Here is a 21,348-nt window from a genome sequence, read left to right as displayed (position 1 = left end):
TTTGACAGACTGGTCAGCACTACCAGGTCAGTTTGCGCACCTTGTTGTTTTCGCTGTCGCCGACATACAGGTCTCCGGCCTTGTCAAAGAAGACGCCGTGCGGGCGATTAAGCTGGCACTTGCGGGGATCGCCGTCGGGGCCGTCCCCTTTCTTTCCGTCCCCGATGACCGTTTCGATGATCCCTGAGGCCTTGCGGATCACGCGGATCGTGTTGCTTTCGGTATCCGCCAGATAAATGTCTCCGTGCGGCCCGATCGCGACCCCCTTAGGGCCGGAGAGCCGGGCGACTCTGGCGTCGCCGCCATCGCCGCTGTATCCCGACTTGCCGTCGCCCGCGAGGTGCTGCAACGTGTTGGACTGGCGGTTCCAGCGATAAACGGCATTCCCTTCCCGCAGCACGATGATCACGTTGCCATCCGCTTCGACGGCGAGGGTTCGCGGACCGTTGAGAGGCGTGCCGGCCACCGGGGCGCCGTCGGGCGTCGGCTTCTTCTCGCCATTGCCGGCCACCGTCTGAATGATTCCCGAGGTCAAGTCGGCCCGGCGGACGCGATGGTTCTTGATATCGCAGATCAGCAGCGCCGCGTCACCGTCGAGCGCGACGGAAATGGGGTAGTCGAGCAGCGCGGCAGTCGCCGGGCCGCCGTCGCCGGCAAAGCCCGGCTTGCCCGAACCGGCGACCGTAGAGACTTGTTTGGTCTTCCAGTCGATTCTACGGATGGTCTGGGTCCGCATGTCGGAGATATAGAGATTGCCGTGCGAGTCGAAGCGGATTTCGTGCGGCTGGTCGAACAGCGCCTGAGCGGCCGCTCCGTCGCGGTAACCCGCCTTCCCGCCGACCCCGGCGTACGTGGAGACGATCTGCGTCTGTAGATCCATGCGGCGGATCACCTGACCGCCGAACTCGGCCCAGTACAGGGCGCCGTCGGGGCCGATATCGAGACCGAAGGGTTCCAGAGTGCCGGCCTTTAACGCCGGACCCCCATCGCCGGACACGGCTTTGTCGCCCGTCCCGGCAATCGTGCGAATTTCCGCCGCGGAGGCGACCGTGGCGGAGGCCGCCAGCAGCAGGGTGGCGAAGCAGGAGATCAGAGACCTGGGCATAATGAGCGACTCCCGTTTCTGGTGTGAACGGCTGGAGTGAACGGAATGGGACGATCGCATGGTAATCCAGGCGGTCTGGGATTGCTGCCGGAGACGCTGTAAATCGAGAAAACCTGTCTCAGATTGCAGGCGGCGCGGCGGCTTGCCGCGACTGGCCTGCGCGGAATGTGAAAAATAAAAATCAGCCGTTTTCGATGCGTGTTTTTCCGGGAAGAACTTGGTATCAACTCTTGATCTCCAAGTTTCTCGAATTCCTCATCGTTATTTCGACGAACGTTCTTAGTCGTCGATTCGTTGTCCCGGCTGACATTTTCGCAAACCGTATCTGGACGTCCAGTCCCGGACGCCCTACAGTTGATATGGCAGGCGATCAAGAGGGCACATCATGTGGTGGATCGGTGTCGGCGCAACGATCGCAATTGTGATCTGGCTTGTGCTGCAGGCGCGGGAGAGCCTCCGCCGGCAACGTCTCCAGGATGCCCGGTTCGCCGTTCGCATCTTCCGCTACCGGCGGGAAATGCTGGAAGCCAAATTCCTGGACCTCGCCCGCGCCCACGGCAAGCCGCGCGGGCTGATCTGGAGCGACTGCGACTGGCTCCAGGAAGTCAGTTTCGCCCGCGATCGCGAAACCGGCCTGCTCACCGCGTTCATGGCGATTCGCGTCCACTTCCGTCCCGAGCCCGACGGCGACATGGAAGATGTCGAAGCGGTTTCCTATCACCGCGAAGCAACCGCCCTGTTCCACTATGATCGAGGCACGTGGGGGACGGGCGGTCGGGTCCTGTTCAACCTCCAGCCGCACGACGCCCTCGAACGCTTCCACCGCCAGTTCGATCCCGTCCTGCCGGGCTGAGCCCGCCAGTCGTCAGCGGATCACCTTGCGACTGAACGCGACGATGAACAGACCCCACAGCAGCGTTCCCAGCAGCGCTTCGATCGCCAGTGGGACCAGCATCCAGCCGTGAGCGGCATGAAGCTGGTCTCCCCCGAATCCCGACGTGAAAACCGACACCGTCGTCAGCAGGCCGAACAGCACCCGGTTTGCGAAATGGTCGGTCGGCAGGTCGGCGATGGGAGGCTTTTCGATATCGAAATGATGGATGCCGGCCGCATAGATGGCTGCAAAGCAAACCATCATCAGCAGCGCCGTCCCGACCGCGCGACTCGGCTTCGTCCCGTATCCACAGCCGAGGTCGAGCAGAACCCAGTCGCTGAGCTGCGCCAGCCGGGTCCACGGTCGCCACCAGTTCCGGGGTTTCGCCCGTCGCTGATTGACCTTGAAACGGTACAGCGCCCAGTCCTCTTCGTCGAAACGATGCAGCGTCTGAAAGTTGGCCTTCAGCAGTCCGTATTCCTGCATCGCCTGGTCAAAGTGACCGGTCTCCTCGCTCTGCAACCGCCCCTGAACCTGCCGCGGATGAACGAGAATCCGCTCGGCGACCGTGTTCAAAAACGCAAACTGCTGCTGCGCCCCGGGAACGATCCCTTCCAGGTAGCAGTAGTCGTGGAGCTTCGCCTTGGAGAGATCCAGGAGTCCGTTGACCTGCGATTCGCCGAGATCGAGCTTCTTGGCGAACACGGCCCCGCGGAAGAGAACGTCTCCGAGAAACTGGCAGCCTTTGAAGATCATCCCTTCGTCGGACTGCAGGCTGCGGAAATCGGCCTGCGCCCCCGCTGCGAATGTGCAGTCGTCGAACTGCGCCCACGCTGCGAAATGCGTCTCCCAGCAATGAATCCCCCCCAGCTCGCAGCGATTGAAGCGGGTGGTGTTTGCGAACTCGGAACGATCCAGGTGAAGCGTTCCGAGGACCTTGATGCAGTCGAAACGCGTTCGACGGAAGGCGCACGACTTGAACGTCAGCGACTTTTCGAAGATCACAGGCCCGCGCGAAAACGCCAACCCCTGCAACTGACACTTCGCAAACGTGACCGGCTCGCGAAACATGGCCTTGCGGATGTCCGGCTTATCGAGCTCGACTTCGCTGAACTCCAGCGGGCGGTCGAATTCGCCTTCCAGCTTCAGGCGCGCGACCCGCACGCGGGACAGCTTCCCCGTCTGCTGCAGTTGGGTCAGCGCCTCCGCCGGAGAGATTTCCGGCCATTCGCCGAACCGGAATCTGGCATGCGGTCCGGATTGGACCGCGAGGTCGTGTGACGAATCGCTGGTGCTCATGCCGTTCTTTCGAAGTTCAGTCTGCCCGTTCACGAGAGTTCCTTCGGGTCTGCTTCAGTTGCAGCATCAGAACGGAACCAGAGCCGCGAGGGATCATTCAAATTGAGCCGTCGTCTTGGGAAAGATCTCTTGCGCCTCGGCCACCAGCTTGTCGTACCGTCCGCGGTAGCGCTGGCTGAAGTGGATCAGCACCAGCTCGTCCACGCGGGCGTCGCGCGCCAGCGCCGCCGCCTGGCTGGCCGTCATGTGGCGATATTTCTTTGCTTGAGCTTCATGAGCCCCGGAATAGAACGAGTCGCAATACAGACGGGTCGCCCGGCGGGCCAGGCGCAGCAGCGGCTCCCGCACCGCCTCGCTCCACAGCGTGTCCGTGATGAATGCGATTCGTCCGCCGGGCGACCGGCGGAAATACTGCTCCGCCAGACGACTTAAAGGAAACTCCAGCCCCTGCAATGTCAGAGTCTCCTCCGGACCGGCCCCTTCCTGGAGCCGCCGCTGGACCTGTTTGATCCAGCCGCCCGGCTTGAGCGGCCCCGCCGCCAGGGCTTCGGCGTCGAAGTGCAGCCCCGGGCCTTCGACCAGCGCGTAAGCCAGGCAGGGAACCGTATGATCCACGGCCACGGCCTCGACCGACTTGGCTCCCGAGCGAAAGACAACGGCCCCGTCGCGCGGGTTCGTTTCCGGCTCGGGCGGCGGAAACCGTTTGCTGCATTCGAGCCGGGCGCGCGTCAGCGTCTCCGGACCAACGTCGACCACGTCCAGCACAATCTGCTGAAACGGAAAGTACTGGTACTCATAGCTGCGAATCCGGTCATAGACCTTCTGAATCGTCCCCGGCGGGCCGAAGATCGACAGCACCTTTTCGCTGTCGATATTCGCCCGGACAATCCGGTCGAGACCGATGAAGTGATCGACGTGATGATGGCTGATGAAGACGGCCCGCAGGTCGGCCAGGCGTTCCATCGGCAGCGCGGAATTGTCGCCCGCATCGAACAGCAGGGCGTTGTCCTCGTCGGGCCAGTCGACGTACAGCACGGGATCGCCGGTCGAACCGTTGACCAGGACCTGTTCCGCCGACACGCCAGTCGCCGCCATGAGTGGTTCTCGGAGGGGATTTCCGTCGGAGCCGCCAGCCGCGACATCCTACCGCACCGAAAACAGGGCCGACAGTTCGGGCGGAAATGCAACGGCCCCCCGATCGCCGCCGGGGGCGATCGGGGGGCCGACTCTCTGCCGAAAATTCCCGCCGCCGCTCAGCCGATGATCTCGGGGTCGTTCTCCGGGACCAGGTCGCTGGCGGGATCGAACCACTCGTCCTTGAAGACGATCCGCTTCTTGTACTTCATCGCGAGGTTGCTGGTGAGGGCCATGATGGCGTCCTTCATCCCCTGCTCGCCCGGACAACGCAGCCCCCCCTCGGAGATGGGGGCGTTGATGTTGTTGCGGATGCAGTAGGCGAAGTGCTCCATCTCTTCGGTGTAGCCGCGGCTGACCTTGCCGATGTCGGCGACGGCGGCGGCCTTCGACGGGCCGGTGCTCTCGCTGGCCTTCAGCACGGGCTGGCCGTCGCTGCCGTTGAGGACGTAAAGCCGCTGATCGACGCCGCCGGCGCCGGTCGCGGCGCTCCCTTCCTTGTACAGCATCGCCTCCAGCTCCTCCTTCATGATCAGCGTGCCGCGGCTGCCGAAAACGGTCTCGCCGTACGGCTCCATGCGGTTGGTGCTGATCGAGGAGTAGGTGACGATGCAGACGTCGTTCTTGTCCTCGGCGTAATGCGGCCCGGGGAACTCGAAGGTGACGTAGACGTGGTCGTCGATGTCGCGGTCGTCCTTCTGCTGCTCCTCGGTGCCGATCCCCTTGACGCCGTAGAAGTTCTTGCCGCCGTAACCCAGGACGGCGATCGGTTTGACCTTGCCGAGAAAGATGCTGGCGGCATCGAGCTGGTGGCTGCCGAGCTCGGCCATCAAGCCGCCGCCGGTCTCGTTGTAGAGCCGCCAGTTGATGAGCTTGTTCATGTTGGCGTAGCCGAACTCCTTGAGCCGATCGGCTCCCAGTTCGGCCACGTCTTCCTTCGCGAAGCCCTTCTGCCAGCTATCGCGGCCGGGGAAGCTGTTGTTGCGGTGCCACTGGGCGCGGATGAACTTGATGTCCCCGAGCAGCCCCTTCTGGATGAGGTCGTTGGCGTTGTCGTAGAGGACGTTGTAGTGCCGCTGGTGGCCGACGGCGAGGAGTTTTCCCTTGTCCTTCGCGACGCGGATCATCTCCTTGCATTGCGTGATGTTGTGGGCCATCAGCTTTTCGGTGAGGACGTGCTTGCCGGCGTTGAGGCAGTCGATGGCGATCGGGGCGTGCTGGCTGAGGGGGACGGCGATGACGACGGCTTCGATCTCGGGGTGCTTGGCGAGCAACTCCTTGTGATCGGCGTAGGTCTTGATCTTCATCGCGGTTTCGCGACCGAGCTTGCGGATCAGCCCGACGCGGGGGCTGTCGCCTCCATCGCCATGCAGACTGCGGGCGCGGTTCGTCGGCCGGAGATCGGCGATGGCGACGATTTCCATGAATTCGGGCGGATGCTCGGCCAGCAGGACGCTGCCTTCGTCGCCCGTGCCGATGAAGCCGACCTTCACCGGCTGCCCCTCGGGGCGGCCGTATTTAAAGTAGGCGGCGCCGAGACTCGGGACCGCGACGGCGGCGGCGCCGACGAACAGCGACCGCCGGGTGAACGCGGCCTCGTTGAAGTTGTCCTTGCCGATCTGCTGCTGGGCCGGGGTCAGTTGCATGGGATGGTCCTTACTCAAAATGCGAAATTCGCAGGATTTCAGAGATCGGTCGCACAGTCACCGGCGTTCGGCCGGCCCGACTGGAGACTCGGCCGTCAATTCACCACCGTCAGAGTGAAATCGTTCCAGGTCCGCCAGATGACGCTGGCAGGCCTCCAGAAGCGAGTCATCGTCCACATTTGCAGTTGCGTCCGGATCGTCCGGGCGCGCCATGCTTGAAACCCATGTGACCATCTGTCCGAAACGCATCTCGGGAGCGAGTTCCAGCAGGCGCGTCATGCAATCCAGGATGTCTTCGCGAGTCGATTCGCTCATCGTGATGCCTCGGTCACCATCCCTGCTCCTGGTCGTGAACGAATTGGACGCAGAACTCCAGTCAGTTCGCCTTCCGCCGCCGAAACATTGCCGCAAAGACAGCGTCCACGCCAAACCACCGCCCGGTCGGCATGGCGGCGATCGCCAGCAGCGCCGCCATCTCGACAAAGACCTTGTTGACGATGAAATTGTGTTCGGGACCGGGAATCTCCGGCACCCCCGGCCAGGGGGGGACGGCCAGGTAGAACAGGGTCAGCAGAGCGGCTCCGCCCAGTGCGGCCAGGCGGGTGAACAGGCCCACCATCAGCAGGACGCCGATGATCGCCAGGCCCCACATTGTCCGCCAGTTGATCTGGCTGACCTGCGTTTCCGGCTCGGGGACCGGACCGGCCTGAAGCTGATCGAGCGACAACAGTTTTTCCGCGGTGTCGCGCAGTTCGGCGTCGAGGGCTTTGACCGGGCCGACGACCTGCTGCCGCTTCTGCTGCAACTCGGTCCACTGTCGATCGAGGTGGTCCCATTGGTACTTCTGATTGGCTTTCGCCATGCCGTCTTCGTACCGCTGGACCAGTTCCTTGTAGAATGCAATCTCGCCGACGCGGACCTGGACCTCTGCGCCGTCTTTCTCTTTGTAGAGGATGCCGACGCGATCCGGGTCGACTTCCAGCAGCACCTTGAGCCGTTCCTGAAACGACAGTCTGGAGGCCCGCTTGTAGACGTCATCGACCGCCTTGCGATACGCCTCGCGGGAGGCGCGGACTTCGTCCGTCATCTCCCCATCGACCGGGGCCAGGGCCAGCAGGAGTTCGCGCTCGTTGGGCAGCAGGTGGAACTTGCCGTCGACGATCAGCAGCTTTCGGGCGGGGTCGAACTTGATCGCCTTCGCCAGTTCCTTCGGGTTCACCTTCCACTCTTTGAGGAGTCCCTCCGAAATCTCGCCGAGATTGACTCCTGCGGGGAGCGCTGCGAGCGTCGCCGTGAAGTTTTCGGGGCCTTCGATGTGTCGCGTCAGTATCGCCTCGATCGAAGGATCGCCTTCGCGGGCGCCGGGGTAGTGATTGAGGAACCGCTCTTTCCAGCCGGCCCAGCGCTGTTCCATGCCGGGCTCATCGAGCCAGCGGAAGTCGTCGGGGTCGCCGGCGAGGGAGCGGAAGGTCGGCCGCATCGGGCCGATGGCGGTCCGCAGGTAGCCTTCCGCCGACCAGGGCTGGGCCGTCGACTGCGTCTGGATCTTCCAGAAGCCTTCGTAGAAGAGGTGCCAGCCGATGAACAGGCGGAGGGATACCAGCAGCACGCAGGCCAGCACCGATATTTTGCGATCGTCTCCGGGCACTCGACAGCCTTTCCCAACAGGTCCGCTCAGTGGTCGTTCTCGGCAGCGTGGACGGCGTGCAGACTGAGATCACCGGGGAGGGCGGCGCATGCTCAACCCTCAACGAAGATGACGCAGTCATCCGGAACGTTGTGGAAGACTGGTTCGAGCCGCCGTCCCTGACGGGGCGGCGGAAAGAGAATCAGTCCCACGTTCTCAAAATTATCACAGCAGCGCAGGGCGTTTTCGACCCCAAGAATAAAAAAAGCCGTGGATAACGCATCTGCAAGGGCCGCATCGGGTGCGATGACGCTGACGGAAAGCAGTTTGTCCGCCGGCCAGCCGGTCCGCGGATCGAGAATGTGTCCGTAGCGCTTCCCGGCATGTCGAAACCCCTGCACGGCCGTGCCGCTCGTGGAAAACGCCGCATCTTTCAGTAGGAGCGTCAGGTATGGCTGATCGGGGAGGAGGGGATTGTTCAGTCCGACCGGCCACCCGGCGTGCCCTGCGTGTCCGCCCCGCGCGAGGACGCTGCTCCGTCCTCCGTGCACCAGAAAGCTGGAAACGCCCTGTTCGCCGAGAATCCGAGCGGCCTCATCGACGGCGTAGCCCTTGCCGATGGCCCCCAGGTCGAACGCCAGCCCGTCCCGGCGGAATCGGACCGAACTGTCCTCGTCGTCCCAGTCGATCATCGCCAGGTCACAACAGCCGACGGAGGCTGCGCACTCCTCGACCGTCGGGAGGCGGTCCTCGACCCGGCTCTGCTTCCAGAGACGAATGAGTGCGCCGGCCGCCGGATTGAACGCTCCGTCGGTTCGACCGGAGATCGCCACGGCTCTGCGGAGCAAGCGGTAGAGCCCGGGTTCGACCGAGACCCGGCGGTCAGCCGCGACTTGATTGAGCCGGGACAGTTCGCTGTGCGGCCGATAGACGCTGCACTGGTCCTCGAGTGCCTGGACCTGATCGAGCGCCTCGGAAGCCGCCCGGACCTGGTGCTCGGGGCCGTCGGGGTTGAGGATCACGTCAAAGTCGCACGCCATCGCCGTCGTGCGGAGCACGAGGTTCGGCCCGCGCGAGGGAGGCGGGGGGAGGATGGCGTCCGCCAGCGACTCCCCTGCGGCCCCGACGGCGTTCTGCAGCGCCTGCCCCGTGAGAAACTCTCGACGATTCGAGCCGGCGCTCATGGGATCTCCTGAGAACGGAGAATTGCATCGCAGCGATTTCAAAGCCAAGCGGGGTAGCCGGGGCCGGGTCGAAGGGAAGCCCCGGCGCTGCGTTCTCCGGGGCATCGCGAAGACGCTCCTGCCCCGGCCACCCATCGCAGGACCGAAGGTTGGAGTCTCTCTCTTCACTCGCCACCAGCCACTCGTCACTCACCACTTCTTCTTCAAGCCTTGAACCCGGTCACATACGGAATCTTCGCGGCCGTCGCATCGACCGCCGATTTTCCTTCGAGCAGTTGCCCCATGAAGTCCCAGTTGCCGGTCGTGAGCGAAGTCCGGACGCCGTCGGGAATGTCGACGGAGAACTTGAGCGAACCGGCCCGCACTTCGCGGGCGACGAGGTCGACGGTGACTTCGAGCGTCGGGTCTTTAATGATCGCCTGCGCGAGGGCATCAAGGTTGGAGCGAGAGGCACAGGCGCACGGGATGCCGAGGGTTCCGCAGTTGCCGAAAAAGATTTCGGCGAAGGACTCGGCGACGACGGCCTTGATGCCCCAGCGCATGAGGGCCTGGGGGGCGTGTTCGCGGGAGGAGCCGCAGCCGAAGTTGCGCCCGGAGACGAGGACGGTCCCCTGGCGGTATTGCGGCTGGTTGAGGGGATGCGCGGGATCCTGCTGCCGGTCGTCTTCGAAGGCATGTTCGCCGAGGCCGTCGAACGTGACGCAGCGGAGAAACCGGGCCGGGATGATCCGGTCGGTGTCGATGTCGTCGAGGAGTAGCGGGACGCCGGGGCCCGTGATGGAGAGGATTTGCTGGGGCATGGTCTGTCGACTTTCTTGAGAATCAAACAAGAGCGAACGGTTGAATTCACTGTAACTCATCCAGACTGCGAATTTCCTTGAGGATGCGTTGCGTGAGCACTCGGAAATCTCTGTAGCAGTCTTGAACGGCGGACTGATGGCCGCCCAGCGCTCCGTCGCCGGCTTTCAGAAGAAACATGGGCTTCAAGGCATCCTGCGCGAGCGGCATGAGGCTTCGGTAGTTACGGAGACTGGCCAGGCACGATGGATCGACTTCCACCGACTCGGGCGCCGGTTCATCAGTCTGGCGGACTTCGGTCGCATAGACTTCGGGGATTCGCGCCATCCATCGACCGTAGGCTTTGACCGGACGATCGGCTCGGACGGCATGTTGTAACACCACGTATCCGATCGGCTGCATGCGTCCCGAGGGGAGATCGATTTCCATATCGGCGGGTTTTCGATCGAGCCGGTCGTTCCATTCTCTGCGCCAGTCGCGCAAATTGGGCGCCAGGTTTCGCAACCCCTGCAAAGAAAACAAGTCCGCGGCGAGCGGGAACACTACGGCGTCGGAGGCTAACAGGGCCGAGCGGTTGATTGCGCCGAGATTTGGTCCGACGTCCAGCAAAGCGATCTCGGCGCCAGCCGCATTAGCCGCCATGACCGTCGCCCGGTAAAAGCTGGTCACGACGCGAAATGCCGCTTCGTTCCGATCCAGACACTGCCCCCAGGCGGTTGACAATCGCGATTCGAATCTCGCCAGGGCCAGATCGCCGGGCACGAGGGCGAGATTGTCGCGAATCTCTTCCAGGTGGGGGGATCTGACATCCCCAATCCCTTTGTCGATCGGCCGGAGGCTTCCCATGATCGTGTCGCGGTGGTCTCCATCGGGCCAGAGCTCTTCCAGCCGATCCTCCGGGAGGAACATTGAGGTCAGATTGGCCTGGGGATCCAGGTCGATCGCGACGGTACGTACGCCAAGCTCGGAGAGCATCCAGGACGTATGGTAGACCAGCGAAGTCTTGCCGACTCCGCTTTTATTGTTGAAGAACGCCACGATCTTCATGGGCGTCTCCGAACAACAAGGAGCGTCGATGCTGTGTTTCCCTGATATTCCCACGGACCGTTTCCGTTTCGCTCCAGCTCCTTGCGGGCGAGCGCCAGGCCAAGTCCGAAACGCTGCACATAGCCGAGCACTTTCATCGCCTCGGCAACCAGCGGATTGCGGTAATCGGTCAGTCCCGGCTGACCGAAATTCTCAACGGAAACGCGGCCGAATGGGCCGCCGGGGTTATGAACTTCAATTCGATCCGAATACCAGTAGACCTGCACGGGAGCGTTTGAAGATTCGTAATTGCGATGCATCAGCGCATTTCGGACCAGTTGCTGCAAGGCCGTCAGCGGATAGTCGGGACTCCGGACTTCAAGGGATGATCCAGTCACGTCGGTGCGGATGGATACATGGGCTTCGAGCGTTCGATCAACGTCTGCCAGCAGATCCGGCAACGGTCCGGACAATTCCGCCTGATGTCGGATCGGATCGGTAATCTCGGTCCCTTCGAGTCTGACGAATTGAAGATAGGCTCCCGGCAGCCAGTCGCGCGGCGACTTGCCGAGAACCAGCAGACCGGCCACCGTTGGCGTCTTGTAGTCGTCGATCATTCGCAAGGCCGCCAGTTGCTCCTCAACCGTTCTCCCGTTGGCTTCCAGCACATCTGGTGCGACTGCGCTGGGAAGATAAACTCGCTCGAACAGCGTCAGATCGAGATCCGACAGGGTTGCCCCGACGGCGGGTTGATGATCGAACGGCAACGTGTTGGATCGCCGCCGTTCCGACAGGCGGCGCTGCTCGTCCTGGGTGGCGATCGCCCGCCTTGGTCCCACGCGAATCCAGACTCGTCCGCGGTACTGAACCGGCGGCGCAATCGCCGGCTGCACCTGAATCACGGCAACGTCGCCAATGCTGAGAGATCGCTTCTGAACGACCATTTCCGGAATCGGCAGAATCTGGCCGTCAGCACGGATCGCCGCGAGGTCGAGGAGAAGTCGGTCAGACATTTGCAGGCCGGCGGAGGCGCCGGAATCTGTCGCGCCGACAAAAATCACTCCGGGCTGCTTGTTTCCGGCCAGGTCGTTCGCAAATGCGCAGATGGCTTCACAGATTTTCTCTTTGTCGGAGATCGACGACTTTCGCTCGACCCGGTCGCTTTCCAAATCCGTAAGGAGTGACTCCAACTGCTCGTCATTCAGCATGGCGAAGCTCCCCGGGCGGGGCTTCGGCTTCAGGCCGTTCCCAATCCTCCGGCAACAGGCTGCTGACGGGAACTGCCCAGCCGGGGACCGCGGGCTCGGCGTCGGCGATGTCGCCGGGACGATAGACGACCGGCTGGTCCGGCGCGGAGGCCCGGTAGACCTTCACGACGTCGTTGGAGCACAGTTTGACGTCCCAGACAACCTGCGTGCCGCAGGCGAAGTAGTCGGCGCGTTTTTCGGCCAGGAGTCGTTCGGCGCGCGGACCGTAGTCGCTCAAACTGCGGATCTCGACGGCGAAGACTGGAGCCCCCTCGAACGGCTCCATACCTGCAACCGGGCCGACGTAGTCTCCGGTGTCAGGCGTGAACGTTGCCCGATGCGGGAGATTCACGCAGAAGACGGCCCCCCCGCCCACGACATGCCCGGCGAGCCGTCCGCGCACGAAGTCGTGGAGAGAGACCATGATTTCGCCGGCAACTTGAGCCTGCCAGGCCCTGCGCGGCGGGGCGATGGTGATCCGGCCATCGACGATTTCTGCGCGTTCTTCGAGTTGCATCAGACGGTCGAACAGGAATTCGACGTCTGGAGCCAACTGTCGGTCACACGCTATCGAGATCATAAAACTACCAACTGTGCTTCATCAGATCGTTGTGTCACGCGGGAACGTCTCGGAAGAACTCGGTCACGTTTGCGACGAACTCAGGCAGGAGTGGGGACGTCAGCGAGTCCTCCGGGCTCAACGTTCTCGGCCGCTCGTCGACTCGATAGACCGACAACAACCGTACTTCCGGCTCCAGCACCCAGATTTCCTGCACGCCGGCGGTGAAGTACTCGTTGATCTTGGCCTGCAAATCCTTCCAGCTTTCTGACGGACTCTTCACCTCGACGGCCAGTTCCGGCCCGATCTCCAGAAATCCTTCCAGGCCGCCCGCCGACTCCATGCGTTCTCTTGTGATGAAAAACACGTCCGGTCCGCGGACCGAATCGGGGTTGCGTTCGGTGATGATTCCGGTGCGGAGCGACGTCAGGCCGCTTGCACGAACACGCCGGACCCACGACTCGATCTCGAACGCGACATGACAGCAGACGATGCCATGAATCGTCGAGGGCCATCCCTGTTCGACAACGTGACCTCGGACCAGCTCCACCGGAACATCAATGTCCAGTCGAGCGAACTCTTCAGCGGTCATTGGCTGCGATGTGAACGTCACCATAAGAGCAGAATCGGCCGGAGGGCTTTCGATAACTGACTGGCAACCCGGACCGGGGCTTCGCGAAGACGCTCCAGCCCCGGCCACCCGAATTCATGAGATCATCTGCATCCTTCGATCTTCGCTTACAACAGTTCCCGGACGTCCGCGACGGCTCCCTTGAGCGCCGCCGCCGCGACCATCGCCGGGCTCATCAGCAGCGTCCGGCCGGTGGGGCTGCCCTGACGGCCTTTGAAATTGCGGTTGCTCGACGAGGCGCAGACTTCCCGGCCTTTCAGCTTGTCCGGGTTCATGGCCAGGCACATCGAACAGCCCGCGCCGCGCCACTGGAATCCAGCCGCCTCGAAGATCTTGTCGAGCCCTTCTTCCATCGCCTGCTTGCGGACGAGTTGCGAGCCGGGGACGACCAGGGCCTTGACCCCCGGAGCGACGTGATGGCCTTTGACGATCGCAGCGGCTTCGCGCAGATCGCTGATCCGGCCGTTGGTGCAGGAGCCGATGAAGGCGACGTCGATCTTCACTCCCTTCAGCGGCGTCCCTTCCTCAAGACCCATGTACTGGAAGGCTTCCTGAATCCCCTTCCGATCATCCGGGGAGAAGTCGGCGGAGATCGGCAGGTTCTCGCTGACGCCAACCGACTGGGCCGGGTTGATGCCCCAGGTCACCGTCGGCTCGATATCCGCGGCGTCGTACGCGACCCGGTCGTCGAAGTCGGCGTCGGGTCCGGAGGCGAGGCTCAGCCACCATTGGGCGGCGCGTTCGAACTCTTCGCCCTGGGGAGCGAACGGGCGGCCGCGGATGTATTCGACCGTCGTCTGATCGGGGTTGATATACCCGCAGCGGGCGCCCCCTTCGATGCTCATGTTGCAGACGGTCATCCGCTCTTCCATCGACATGCGGTCGAAGACTTCGCCGGCGTATTCGTAGGCGTAGCCGACGCCTCCCTGCACGCCGAGCTTGCGGATGATGTGGAGGATCACGTCTTTGGCGAAGACACCCGGGCGGAGCTTGCCGGTGACTTCGATCCGGCGGACCTTCGGTTTGCCGATCGCCATGGTCTGGGTGGCGAGGACGTCGGCGACCTGACTGGTGCCGATGCCGAAGGCGATGGCCCCGAACGCGCCGTGCGTGCTGGTATGGCTGTCGCCGCAGGCGATGGTCATGCCGGGCTGGGTCAGTCCCTGCTCGGGGCCGACGATGTGGACGACGCCCTGCCGGCTGTCTTTGAGATCGAACAGGCGGATGCCGAACTCGCGGCAGTTCTGCTCGATCGCCGACATCATCTGCTCGGCGAGGTTGTCGGCGAACGGTCGGGCCTGATCTTCGGTCGGCACGATGTGGTCGACGGTGGCGACGGTGAGTTCGGGGTGAGCCGCCTTCAGTCCGCGCTCACGGAGCATGGCGAAGGCCTGGGGGCTGGTGACTTCGTGGATCAGGTGCAGGCCGATGAAGAGCTGGGTCTGACCGGAGGGGAGGGTGCGGACGGAGTGGAGGTCCCACACTTTGTGGAACAGGTTGCGGCGGTCGGTCATGGCGGATCTCGAAGCCTGTCAGCGGGTTACGGCATGGCGCCTCTCGCGGGGCGCTGGGAAACTCACCTATTCTATCCGCTGGGGGGGGGAACGTGAACCTGCGAAAGGTTCTGCGGCGGGAAACTGGTGGGCGCAAGTCCACAAAGCCGGTTGGCACGCCCTGAGTCTTCGAAGGGCGTGTCTTCGGACGGGGATCAAAACCATGCCCATCGCAAAGCCTCTGGGCGTGCCACCCGGAGTTTGCATTCCTCTGGCTATTCGCTTCTCGCTGTTCCCTATTCGCTCTCCTGAGCCTACTTCTTCCCCAGCGCCCGCTGCTGGGCGAAGAACTCCTGCAGGATGCCGCGGCACTCCTCCTGCAGGACGCCGGCCAGGACCGTCGCCCGGTGGTTCAGCCGGGGGTCGCTGGTGATCTGGTAGAGGGAGTGGCAGGCGCCCGCTTTGAGATCGGTCGTGCCGTAGACGACAGTGGGAATGCGGGCCTGGACGATGGCCCCGGCGCACATCGGGCAGGGTTCGAGGGTGCAGTAAAGCGTGCAGTCGAGGAGCCGCCAGGAGCCGAGAGCCTCGGCCGCCTGGGTGATGGCGACCATCTCGGCGTGGGCGGTGGGATCTTTGAGCTGTTCCCGCTGGTTATAGGCGGCGCCGATGATCCGCTCTTCGTGGACGATCACCGCGCCGACGGGAACTTCCCCTTCGAGAAAGGCCTGCTGGGCGAGGTCGAGTGCGGCGTACATCCAGCGAGCGTGCGGCTGCAGCAACTGATCCGGTCGATCGAGGTCCATGCTCATCCCTGCACCAGCAACGCCAGACCGAGACCCGCGGCGGTCGCGCTCACCGTGACGGCCAGGAGCGCCAGGCCGAAGCAGCCGCCAGCTTTGGCGGTCACACCGTTCTTCGCGGCGATCTGGTCGACGAGGTCTTTGGAGTCCTTGAGTCCCATGCGGGTCTGCTCGCGGACCCACTTGATCGTCGAGATCATCCCGTCGGCCGTCAACCGGCGGACGATTTCCTGTTCGAACTGTTCGGGGGGGTGGGAGAGGGCGGGCGGCGCCTGGACTTCGCTCAAACCGGCTTCGACGGCGGCTTTCGCTTCAGCGAGTCCGACGCCGGTGGCTTCGCGGAAGACTTTGATGGCTTCGATTTTCTGGCCGGTGGCCATGAGGCGTTGGACTTCGGCCTGCCAGTCGTCGGCGGCACCGGGTCCGCCTTTGGGAGCGGGGGCGCCGCAGTCGGGGCAGTTTGTGGCGCCCGAAGGAAGTTCGGATTGGCAGTGTTCGCAGAGCATCTGAGGGGCTGCCCGGGAAATGTGAATGCGAGTTTGTCGGGGGGAATTTGCCATGATAACGGAGAAGTCGGGGCTGTGGATCTCTGACAAGGGGAATTGGCCAAGTTGAAATTGTGGAACGACGGACAGGAGAGTGTACAATATGAGTTGAGGGGATCCGTAACGCGCGATGACTTTGGGTTCGCCTACGTCGAGGTGAACGAATGATTGCGGCGCATTCTCTCGTTGTCCTCAACCAAGTTCGCCCGGCCGACGGACTGCGCGAGGGGGATGTGGGAACGGTGGTCCACGTCTATGGCCGGGGAGAGGCGTACGAGGTGGAGTTCGTCGAGGGGGACGGAGCGACGGTCGCGGTACTGACGCTCGAGGCAGACAATGTCCGTCCAATCGATGCGCGGGAGGTGCTGCATGCACGACGGCGAAACTGAGAACGGGATCGGAAGCGATCTCCTGCCGGCCGATCTGCTCCGGGACAATGAAGGCGGCGTCGTCCGAATCGGCAGGAGCCGGATCAGCCTGGATCTGGTTGTCGAGTGTTACGAGAACGGTCAGACGCCCGAAGACATCGTCCGCAATTATGACACGCTGCCGCTCGCGGACGCATATTCCGCGATCGGTTACTACCTGCGGAATCGCGAGAAAACGCAGGCCTATTTGACGCGGCGAGCGACGGAGGCTGAAGTCCTGCGCGGTCACATCGAGACGGCGCATCCTCCGGTTTCGCGAACCGCATTGGAAGGACGCCGCGGTGCTCCGGAGGAGGACCATGCTGCGTCTGGCCAGTGACGCGGACGTGAATGGCGATCTGATTCGTGGGCTGCGTCGTCGCCAATCCGGCATCGATCTGATTCGCGTGTTGGACTCGCTTGACGAGGGCGCGTCCGACCGCGAAGTGCGGGCATGGGCGTCGGCTGAGAATCGCGTTCTGATCACCAACGACCGAAATGCGATGGTGGGTCTTGCTTTCGAACTGCTGATGGCGGGGCAACCGTGTCCCGGCCTGATTGTGGCAACGAACGAGCAGTCCGTGGGAGGGGCCATCGACGATCTCTTGCTGATCTCAGAGCAGATGTCGATCGACGAGATTCGGGATCGGGTGGTGGTGTACCTTCCGTTGCGAGTCTGAATGGGCTGCTGCCTGCTTGAACCTGGACGCGACTCCCGCATCTTGCGAAGGGGCGCTGACACCCCCCCCGCATGGCAACCGCTCGCCCCGCCCCGTATACTTTCGCCTGAGGACCACGGTACCCGGCGAACGCGGGGCTGACTGCTGGTGTCTCGTTTCGAGGGCGGTCGTGGTCGCCGCACCCTCCCTCCCCCAACGCCTGCGCGACGAGTTTCTTGATGCAACCCCTTCAGGATCTGAATGTTCGGGAAACGGTTCCGCTCGTTTCGCCCCGTTACCTCAAGCATGAGGAGAACGTCACGGACGAGGCGATCCGGACAGTGGTCGAGTCTCGCGAGACGGTCAAGAACATCCTCGCCGGCCGCGACCGGCGTCTGATGGTGATCGTCGGTCCCTGTTCCATTCACGATCAGGTCGCCGGGCTGGAATACGCCCGCAAGCTCCGCGAGCTGGCCGAGCGGGTCAAGAGCCACATGCTGGTTGTCATGCGGGTTTATTTCGAGAAACCCCGCACCACCGTCGGCTGGAAGGGGCTGATCAACGATCCGCACTTGAACGATACGTTTGATATCGGCACCGGTCTGCGGATTGCCCGGCGGATCCTGCTGGAAGTCGCCAACATGGGTCTTCCGGCGGCCACCGAGCTGCTCGAACCGATCACGCCGCAGTACATCGCCGACCTGATCTCCGTGGCGGCGATCGGCGCCCGGACGACGGAATCCCCGACTCACCGCCAGATGGCCAGCGGGTTGTCGATGCCGGTGGGCTACAAAAACGGCACCGACGGCAGCCTGCAGGTGGCGATCGACGCGATGCTGGCGGCCCAGCATCAGCACAGTTTCCTGGGGATGGATGGGGACGGGAAGACCTGCATCATCAATACCAAGGGGAATCCGTGGGGATTTCTGATCCTGCGGGGAGGTCGTTCGGGACCCAACTACGATCCCGCGCTGTTGACTGAGGCGACCGAGAAGCTGAATGCCGCGAAGCTGACGCCCCGGCTGATGGTCGACTGCAGTCATGCGAATTCCAATAAGGATTACACCCGTCAGCGCGTCGTCTGGAACGACTGCATCGAGCAGCGGATGGCCGGCAACGACCATCTGATCGGTCTGATGCTCGAAAGCAATCTGTTTCCCGGGAACCAGCCTTTGCCGGCCGATCTGTCCCAGCTCAAGTACGGCGTTTCGGTCACTGACGGGTGTATCGGCTGGGACGAAACCGAGCAACTCGTTCTGTCCGCCTACGAACGGCTTGGCGGCGAGCTGGCCGGGCCGCAGCCGGCGGGGGCGTCCCGGTCGGGCGCTGTCTGACGTCGGACGGTCGGTCCGAAATTCTCCATTTCCGCAGACAAGTCCTTGCGGAGAAGGGAGAACTGCCGGACAATCGCCAGATCAGCCTCAGCCGCCGCTTCCTGGCCGCCGACTCCGGAATCCCGGATTTGCCCGTCTGCGACGGTGAGGCCCGGACGCTCTGACTCCTTGTCAAGACTGAGAGTGCCATGCTGCGGTTTACACATTGGCGAACATCGATCAACTGCCTGCTTCCGTTGGCCGGGATTGCGCTTTCGGGATGCGGGGGGGGAGGGACGCAGCAGGCGCAGCCGGTTGCCCAGCCGCAACCAGCCGCGGGAGCACAGGCCGCCATGCCGGGGATGCCCGGAATGCCGGCGGGGAGCGCGATGGCGGGAATGCACGGCGGCGGTCCGCATGGAGCGGGCATGCCGGGAGCTCCGGCGACGCCGTCGGCTGTCGCGATGCCCGGGGCAGGGCATGGGGCCTCAATGGCGGCCGCGGGGTATCCCACCGGGACTCACGGCGCCGCGCCGGCCACTCCGGCCGGGGCGGGTGCACCAGCGAACGATCCCGCGGCGGCGATGGCGGCTTATGCCGGAGCCGGACATGCCGGCGGCCCCGTCGCCGGCGCTCCAGGGGCGCCGGCGTTTCCTGGGGCGGGCCATGCCGGTCCCGGAGGAGCGATGCCGCCCGGCGGGGCGTTGCCGGGTGCAGCGGTGGCGCTTGCCGGAGCACAGGCGAACGATCCAGCGGCGGCGATGGCGGGCGCGGGCTTCCCGAATCCCGGCGATCCCAACGGGGCTGGCGGTCCGGAAGGAAGCGGCGCGGCCGGTCAGGCGCCCCAATTTCCCAAGGGTTCTGCGGAGTATGCCGTCCAGAAGATTGTTCTCGCAGTCGTTTCCGGCAATCTCGACGGGCTGGACGAAGTGATCAGCGAAAAGTCGCGAGGACTCCTTGCTGAGCTGCGCGACGGGACGGCCGATCCGGGCAAAGTCGACGAGCTCAAGGAGCAGTTTGCTCAGGTCCAACTGGCCGGCCAGCCGAAGAATAACGGCTCCAGCAAGACGATCAACCTGAGAAACGTGACCGGAGATTTCTTCTCGTTCACCGCCGCCCGCGACAGGAACGAAGAGATCTACAAGGTGAGTACTCTGACGATTCGTGCCGGCAAGAATTCGCGCCGGTAGATTTGTCGCGACCTTGCGAGCCCGAAGCCGATGGACTGGATTTCGCTCACGGCCGACTGGTGTCAGCACCGGTCGGCCGTGCATGTTTTTCGGAGTCCTGCGCCGGAGGGACTTGACGAAGACCGGCTGCTGGGACGGTTGCCGGACTACGAACGCCAGCGGGCCGCCCGGCTGAAGTTCGCGGGGCCGCGACGGCAGTACCTCGTTGCCCGGTATGTCCTGCGGCAGCTTCTCGGCGCCTGGTGTCACGCCGATCCGTGGAGTCTGAGCTTCACCATCGGCCCCCACGGAAAGCCGCGGCTCGAGCGGCCGGGCGCCCCGGAGTTTAATCTGTCGCACAGCGGCGACTGGGTTGCGATCGCACTGTCGGCCGATCGCCCTGTGGGCATCGATGTCGAAACCATCGACCAGAAGGTTTCGCGCGACCGGCTCGCGGAGCGATATTTCTCGCTGGCGGAGCAGTCGGAGCTGGCCTCCCTTCCGGATTCCGAGCGTTGGGCCGCATTTTACCGGGGCTGGACCTGCAAAGAAGCCTGGATCAAGGCCACCGGTCGCGGGATGGGGTTTGCGGTTGAGCGACTGACGGTTCGGCTCGATCCGGCGTTACCCGCGAGACTTTGCGCCGTTGAAGACGACGCCGAGGCCGCTGCTCAATGGCGCCTGATGGCCACCGCCGCAGCCCCCGGGGCGCCCGTGGCTGTCTGTGCGTCGGGGCTGGTCGAAGAATGGCGCTGCTGGGACGCCGCGTGCCTGCTGCCCGCCGACGCTCTCAGGGACTCTGCAGCGACTGCTTGAGTGCGACGAGCGCCTTCTCGACCGCGGCCGACAGGGGGCCGGGAAAGGTCGCACCGGCCGCCTGCTTATGCCCGCCGCCGCCAAACTGCTCGGCGACTTTTGCGACATTGACCGACGTCCGGCTCCGGAAGCTGACTTTCACCTGGCGGTTGAGCTGCTCGATCGCAATGAACGCCACTTGCGTTCCGGAAATCTTCAGGCACTCGTTGACCAGGTCTTCGGTATCCGACGACTGGGCGCCCAGTTCGGTGAAGTCCGAGGAGGGAACCTGGGTCCAGGCCAGGACGCCGTCGCACTCCAGCTTGACCCGGCTCAACACCCGCCCTGCGAGATGGACACGCGAAATCGTCGCCTGCTCGTACAGTTCGCGATAGATCTCCGACGGGGAGGCGCCGGCGTCGATCAGCAGACCGATCGTCCGCATGGTCTCGCCGGTCACCGCCGAGAACCGGAACCAGCCGGTATCGGTCGCGATGGCGGCGTACAGGGCCGTTGCGGCGAGGGGCGAAATCGGTTCTCCCAGCGCCTCGGCGAGTTCCGCGATCAGGGAGCCGGTCGCTTCCCGAGTCGTATCCTTCAGGATAATCGCCCCGAGATCGTCGCTGCTTTGATGGTGGTCGATGACGACCTTGGCGCAGGTGGCGTCCCGCATCACCCGGCCGACGTCGGACAACTGCACCCAGGCGCTGGTGTCGACGACGATGAACACTTCCGGCTCAAAACCGTCGGGCAGCGCGTTGCCGGGGCCGAGCTGGCAGATCGTCCCCTCGGGATCCAGGAAACGGAGGTTGGGGGGCGTTCCGGAGGGATTCACGATCCGGACCTGCTTGCCGCGCTGCAGCAGCAGGCTGGCAAGCCCCATTTCCGACCCGATCGCGTCGGCGTCGGGCCGCACGTGGCTCGTGATGACGAATCGCTCGTGGGCGTCGAGCAACTGTTTCAGAGGTGTCCAGTCGAGTTTCATGGGCTGCATGGTAGGGGGAGGCAGCGCACGTTTGCAAGGACGAGTCCGT

Annotated in this window: 23 protein-coding genes; 7 read left to right on the top strand and 16 right to left on the bottom strand. The window is 63.7% G+C overall.

Annotated features, from left to right (window positions below; genetic code table 11):
- Positions 1-19 precede the first annotated feature (19 nt).
- Positions 20-1,105: an NHL domain-containing protein gene (locus SH412_RS23765; protein WP_336520521.1), complete on the bottom strand. Its 1,086-nt coding sequence runs from the start codon at positions 1,103-1,105 to the stop codon at positions 20-22.
- Positions 1,106-1,490: 385 nt separating this feature from the next.
- On the opposite strand from SH412_RS23765, the gene SH412_RS23760 reads away from it, so the two are divergent.
- Positions 1,491-1,958: a hypothetical protein gene (locus SH412_RS23760; RefSeq protein ID WP_336520520.1), complete on the top strand. Its 468-nt coding sequence runs from the start codon at positions 1,491-1,493 to the stop codon at positions 1,956-1,958.
- 12 nt (positions 1,959-1,970) lie between these two features.
- Here the strand turns inward: SH412_RS23760 and SH412_RS23755 are convergent, their stop codons facing one another.
- The 14 genes from SH412_RS23755 to SH412_RS23690 form a co-directional block, all read right to left on the bottom strand.
- Positions 1,971-3,311, bottom strand: coding sequence for a pentapeptide repeat-containing protein (locus tag SH412_RS23755; RefSeq protein WP_336520519.1), 1,341 nt, complete (start codon positions 3,309-3,311; stop codon positions 1,971-1,973).
- 60 nt (positions 3,312-3,371) lie between these two features.
- A complete protein-coding gene (locus SH412_RS23750; RefSeq protein WP_336520518.1) occupies positions 3,372-4,373 on the bottom strand; it encodes an MBL fold metallo-hydrolase in 1,002 nt (333 codons plus the stop codon).
- A 158-nt stretch (positions 4,374-4,531) separates the two neighbouring features.
- Entirely contained in the window at positions 4,532-6,058 is a 1,527-nt protein-coding gene (locus tag SH412_RS23745; RefSeq protein WP_336520517.1) for a Gfo/Idh/MocA family protein, read from the bottom strand.
- 57 nt (positions 6,059-6,115) lie between these two features.
- Positions 6,116-6,373, bottom strand: coding sequence for a hypothetical protein (locus SH412_RS23740; RefSeq protein WP_336520516.1), 258 nt, complete (start codon positions 6,371-6,373; stop codon positions 6,116-6,118).
- A gap of 61 nt (positions 6,374-6,434) precedes the next feature.
- Entirely contained in the window at positions 6,435-7,706 is a 1,272-nt protein-coding gene (locus SH412_RS23735; RefSeq protein ID WP_336520515.1) for a hypothetical protein, read from the bottom strand.
- Positions 7,707-7,798: 92 nt separating this feature from the next.
- Positions 7,799-8,869, bottom strand: a complete 1,071-nt coding sequence (locus SH412_RS23730; RefSeq protein WP_336520514.1) for an FAD:protein FMN transferase — start codon at positions 8,867-8,869, stop codon at positions 7,799-7,801.
- Between the two features lie 203 nt (positions 8,870-9,072).
- Positions 9,073-9,669, bottom strand: a complete 597-nt coding sequence (leuD, locus tag SH412_RS23725; protein WP_336520513.1) for a 3-isopropylmalate dehydratase small subunit — start codon at positions 9,667-9,669, stop codon at positions 9,073-9,075.
- 46 nt (positions 9,670-9,715) lie between these two features.
- Complete coding sequence (locus tag SH412_RS23720) at positions 9,716-10,714, bottom strand: ParA family protein (protein WP_336520512.1); 999 nt, start codon at positions 10,712-10,714, stop codon at positions 9,716-9,718.
- Complete coding sequence (locus tag SH412_RS23715) at positions 10,711-11,901, bottom strand: RNA-binding domain-containing protein (RefSeq protein ID WP_336520511.1); 1,191 nt, start codon at positions 11,899-11,901, stop codon at positions 10,711-10,713. The genes SH412_RS23720 and SH412_RS23715 overlap by 4 nt, the downstream gene beginning before the upstream one ends.
- A complete protein-coding gene (locus SH412_RS23710) occupies positions 11,891-12,457 on the bottom strand; it encodes a Uma2 family endonuclease (protein ID WP_336520510.1) in 567 nt (188 codons plus the stop codon). Before SH412_RS23710 ends, SH412_RS23715 begins: the two co-directional genes overlap by 11 nt.
- A 97-nt stretch (positions 12,458-12,554) precedes the next feature.
- The gene (locus tag SH412_RS23705) at positions 12,555-13,115 is read right to left on the bottom strand and encodes a Uma2 family endonuclease (protein WP_336520509.1); all 561 of its coding nucleotides are present in this window, start codon (positions 13,113-13,115) and stop codon (positions 12,555-12,557) included.
- A gap of 122 nt (positions 13,116-13,237) precedes the next feature.
- Positions 13,238-14,644 (bottom strand): 3-isopropylmalate dehydratase large subunit, encoded by a 1,407-nt coding sequence (gene leuC / locus SH412_RS23700; protein WP_336520508.1) that lies wholly within the window; start codon positions 14,642-14,644, stop codon positions 13,238-13,240.
- A 293-nt stretch (positions 14,645-14,937) separates the two neighbouring features.
- Entirely contained in the window at positions 14,938-15,429 is a 492-nt protein-coding gene (gene tadA, locus SH412_RS23695; RefSeq protein WP_336520507.1) for a tRNA adenosine(34) deaminase TadA, read from the bottom strand.
- Positions 15,430-15,431: 2 nt separating this feature from the next.
- A complete protein-coding gene (locus SH412_RS23690; protein WP_336520506.1) occupies positions 15,432-15,806 on the bottom strand; it encodes a ribosomal protein L7/L12 in 375 nt (124 codons plus the stop codon).
- Positions 15,807-16,135: 329 nt separating this feature from the next.
- Here SH412_RS23690 and SH412_RS23685 point away from each other — a divergent pair, with 329 nt between their 5' ends.
- The 6 genes from SH412_RS23685 (at position 16,136) to SH412_RS23660 (ending at position 20,335) form a co-directional block, all read left to right on the top strand.
- Positions 16,136-16,360, top strand: coding sequence for a DUF4926 domain-containing protein (locus tag SH412_RS23685; RefSeq protein WP_336520505.1), 225 nt, complete (start codon positions 16,136-16,138; stop codon positions 16,358-16,360).
- The gene (locus SH412_RS23680) at positions 16,341-16,718 is read left to right on the top strand and encodes a DUF433 domain-containing protein (RefSeq protein WP_336520504.1); all 378 of its coding nucleotides are present in this window, start codon (positions 16,341-16,343) and stop codon (positions 16,716-16,718) included. Before SH412_RS23685 ends, SH412_RS23680 begins: the two co-directional genes overlap by 20 nt.
- Entirely contained in the window at positions 16,699-17,058 is a 360-nt protein-coding gene (locus tag SH412_RS23675; protein ID WP_336520503.1) for a DUF5615 family PIN-like protein, read from the top strand. The genes SH412_RS23680 and SH412_RS23675 overlap by 20 nt, the downstream gene beginning before the upstream one ends.
- Before the next feature lie 218 nt (positions 17,059-17,276).
- The gene (locus SH412_RS23670) at positions 17,277-18,371 is read left to right on the top strand and encodes a 3-deoxy-7-phosphoheptulonate synthase (protein ID WP_336520502.1); all 1,095 of its coding nucleotides are present in this window, start codon (positions 17,277-17,279) and stop codon (positions 18,369-18,371) included.
- A 188-nt stretch (positions 18,372-18,559) separates the two neighbouring features.
- A complete protein-coding gene (locus SH412_RS23665; protein ID WP_336520501.1) occupies positions 18,560-19,540 on the top strand; it encodes a hypothetical protein in 981 nt (326 codons plus the stop codon).
- 30 nt (positions 19,541-19,570) lie between these two features.
- Entirely contained in the window at positions 19,571-20,335 is a 765-nt protein-coding gene (locus SH412_RS23660; RefSeq protein WP_336520500.1) for a 4'-phosphopantetheinyl transferase family protein, read from the top strand.
- Here the strand turns inward: SH412_RS23660 and SH412_RS23655 are convergent.
- On the bottom strand, positions 20,310-21,299 hold the full coding sequence (locus SH412_RS23655) for a DHH family phosphoesterase (RefSeq protein WP_336520499.1): 990 nt from the start codon (positions 21,297-21,299) through the stop codon (positions 20,310-20,312). The genes SH412_RS23660 and SH412_RS23655 overlap by 26 nt on opposite strands.
- Positions 21,300-21,348: the final 49 nt, after the last annotated feature.

The sequence above is a fragment of the Planctellipticum variicoloris genome, assembly GCF_030622045.1.
GTDB lineage: Bacteria > Planctomycetota > Planctomycetia > Planctomycetales > Planctomycetaceae > Planctellipticum > Planctellipticum variicoloris.
Note: the sequence above shows the minus strand (reverse complement) of the source record. Positions and strands in the feature narration are given on the sequence as shown.

What these genes read in the sequence shown, in the direction of transcription:
- tadA (WP_336520507.1), bottom strand. Translation starts at nt 15,429, where the DNA reads ATGGACCTCGATCGACCGGATCAGTTGCTGCAGCCGCACGCTCGCTGG.
- SH412_RS23685 (WP_336520505.1), top strand. Translation starts at nt 16,136, where the DNA reads ATGATTGCGGCGCATTCTCTCGTTGTCCTCAACCAAGTTCGCCCGGCC.
- SH412_RS23705 (WP_336520509.1), bottom strand. Translation starts at nt 13,115, where the DNA reads ATGGTGACGTTCACATCGCAGCCAATGACCGCTGAAGAGTTCGCTCGA.
- SH412_RS23665 (WP_336520501.1), top strand. Translation starts at nt 18,560, where the DNA reads ATGCTGCGGTTTACACATTGGCGAACATCGATCAACTGCCTGCTTCCG.
- SH412_RS23750 (WP_336520518.1), bottom strand. Translation starts at nt 4,373, where the DNA reads ATGGCGGCGACTGGCGTGTCGGCGGAACAGGTCCTGGTCAACGGTTCG.
- SH412_RS23720 (WP_336520512.1), bottom strand. Translation starts at nt 10,714, where the DNA reads ATGAAGATCGTGGCGTTCTTCAACAATAAAAGCGGAGTCGGCAAGACT.
- SH412_RS23680 (WP_336520504.1), top strand. Translation starts at nt 16,341, where the DNA reads ATGCACGACGGCGAAACTGAGAACGGGATCGGAAGCGATCTCCTGCCG.
- SH412_RS23660 (WP_336520500.1), top strand. Translation starts at nt 19,571, where the DNA reads ATGGACTGGATTTCGCTCACGGCCGACTGGTGTCAGCACCGGTCGGCC.
- SH412_RS23675 (WP_336520503.1), top strand. Translation starts at nt 16,699, where the DNA reads ATGCTGCGTCTGGCCAGTGACGCGGACGTGAATGGCGATCTGATTCGT.
- SH412_RS23745 (WP_336520517.1), bottom strand. Translation starts at nt 6,058, where the DNA reads ATGCAACTGACCCCGGCCCAGCAGCAGATCGGCAAGGACAACTTCAAC.
- SH412_RS23760 (WP_336520520.1), top strand. Translation starts at nt 1,491, where the DNA reads ATGTGGTGGATCGGTGTCGGCGCAACGATCGCAATTGTGATCTGGCTT.
- SH412_RS23730 (WP_336520514.1), bottom strand. Translation starts at nt 8,869, where the DNA reads ATGAGCGCCGGCTCGAATCGTCGAGAGTTTCTCACGGGGCAGGCGCTG.
- leuD (WP_336520513.1), bottom strand. Translation starts at nt 9,669, where the DNA reads ATGCCCCAGCAAATCCTCTCCATCACGGGCCCCGGCGTCCCGCTACTC.
- SH412_RS23740 (WP_336520516.1), bottom strand. Translation starts at nt 6,373, where the DNA reads ATGAGCGAATCGACTCGCGAAGACATCCTGGATTGCATGACGCGCCTG.
- SH412_RS23765 (WP_336520521.1), bottom strand. Translation starts at nt 1,105, where the DNA reads ATGCCCAGGTCTCTGATCTCCTGCTTCGCCACCCTGCTGCTGGCGGCC.
- SH412_RS23690 (WP_336520506.1), bottom strand. Translation starts at nt 15,806, where the DNA reads ATGGCCACCGGCCAGAAAATCGAAGCCATCAAAGTCTTCCGCGAAGCC.
- SH412_RS23710 (WP_336520510.1), bottom strand. Translation starts at nt 12,457, where the DNA reads ATGCAACTCGAAGAACGCGCAGAAATCGTCGATGGCCGGATCACCATC.
- SH412_RS23670 (WP_336520502.1), top strand. Translation starts at nt 17,277, where the DNA reads ATGCAACCCCTTCAGGATCTGAATGTTCGGGAAACGGTTCCGCTCGTT.
- SH412_RS23655 (WP_336520499.1), bottom strand. Translation starts at nt 21,299, where the DNA reads ATGAAACTCGACTGGACACCTCTGAAACAGTTGCTCGACGCCCACGAG.
- SH412_RS23715 (WP_336520511.1), bottom strand. Translation starts at nt 11,901, where the DNA reads ATGCTGAATGACGAGCAGTTGGAGTCACTCCTTACGGATTTGGAAAGC.
- leuC (WP_336520508.1), bottom strand. Translation starts at nt 14,644, where the DNA reads ATGACCGACCGCCGCAACCTGTTCCACAAAGTGTGGGACCTCCACTCC.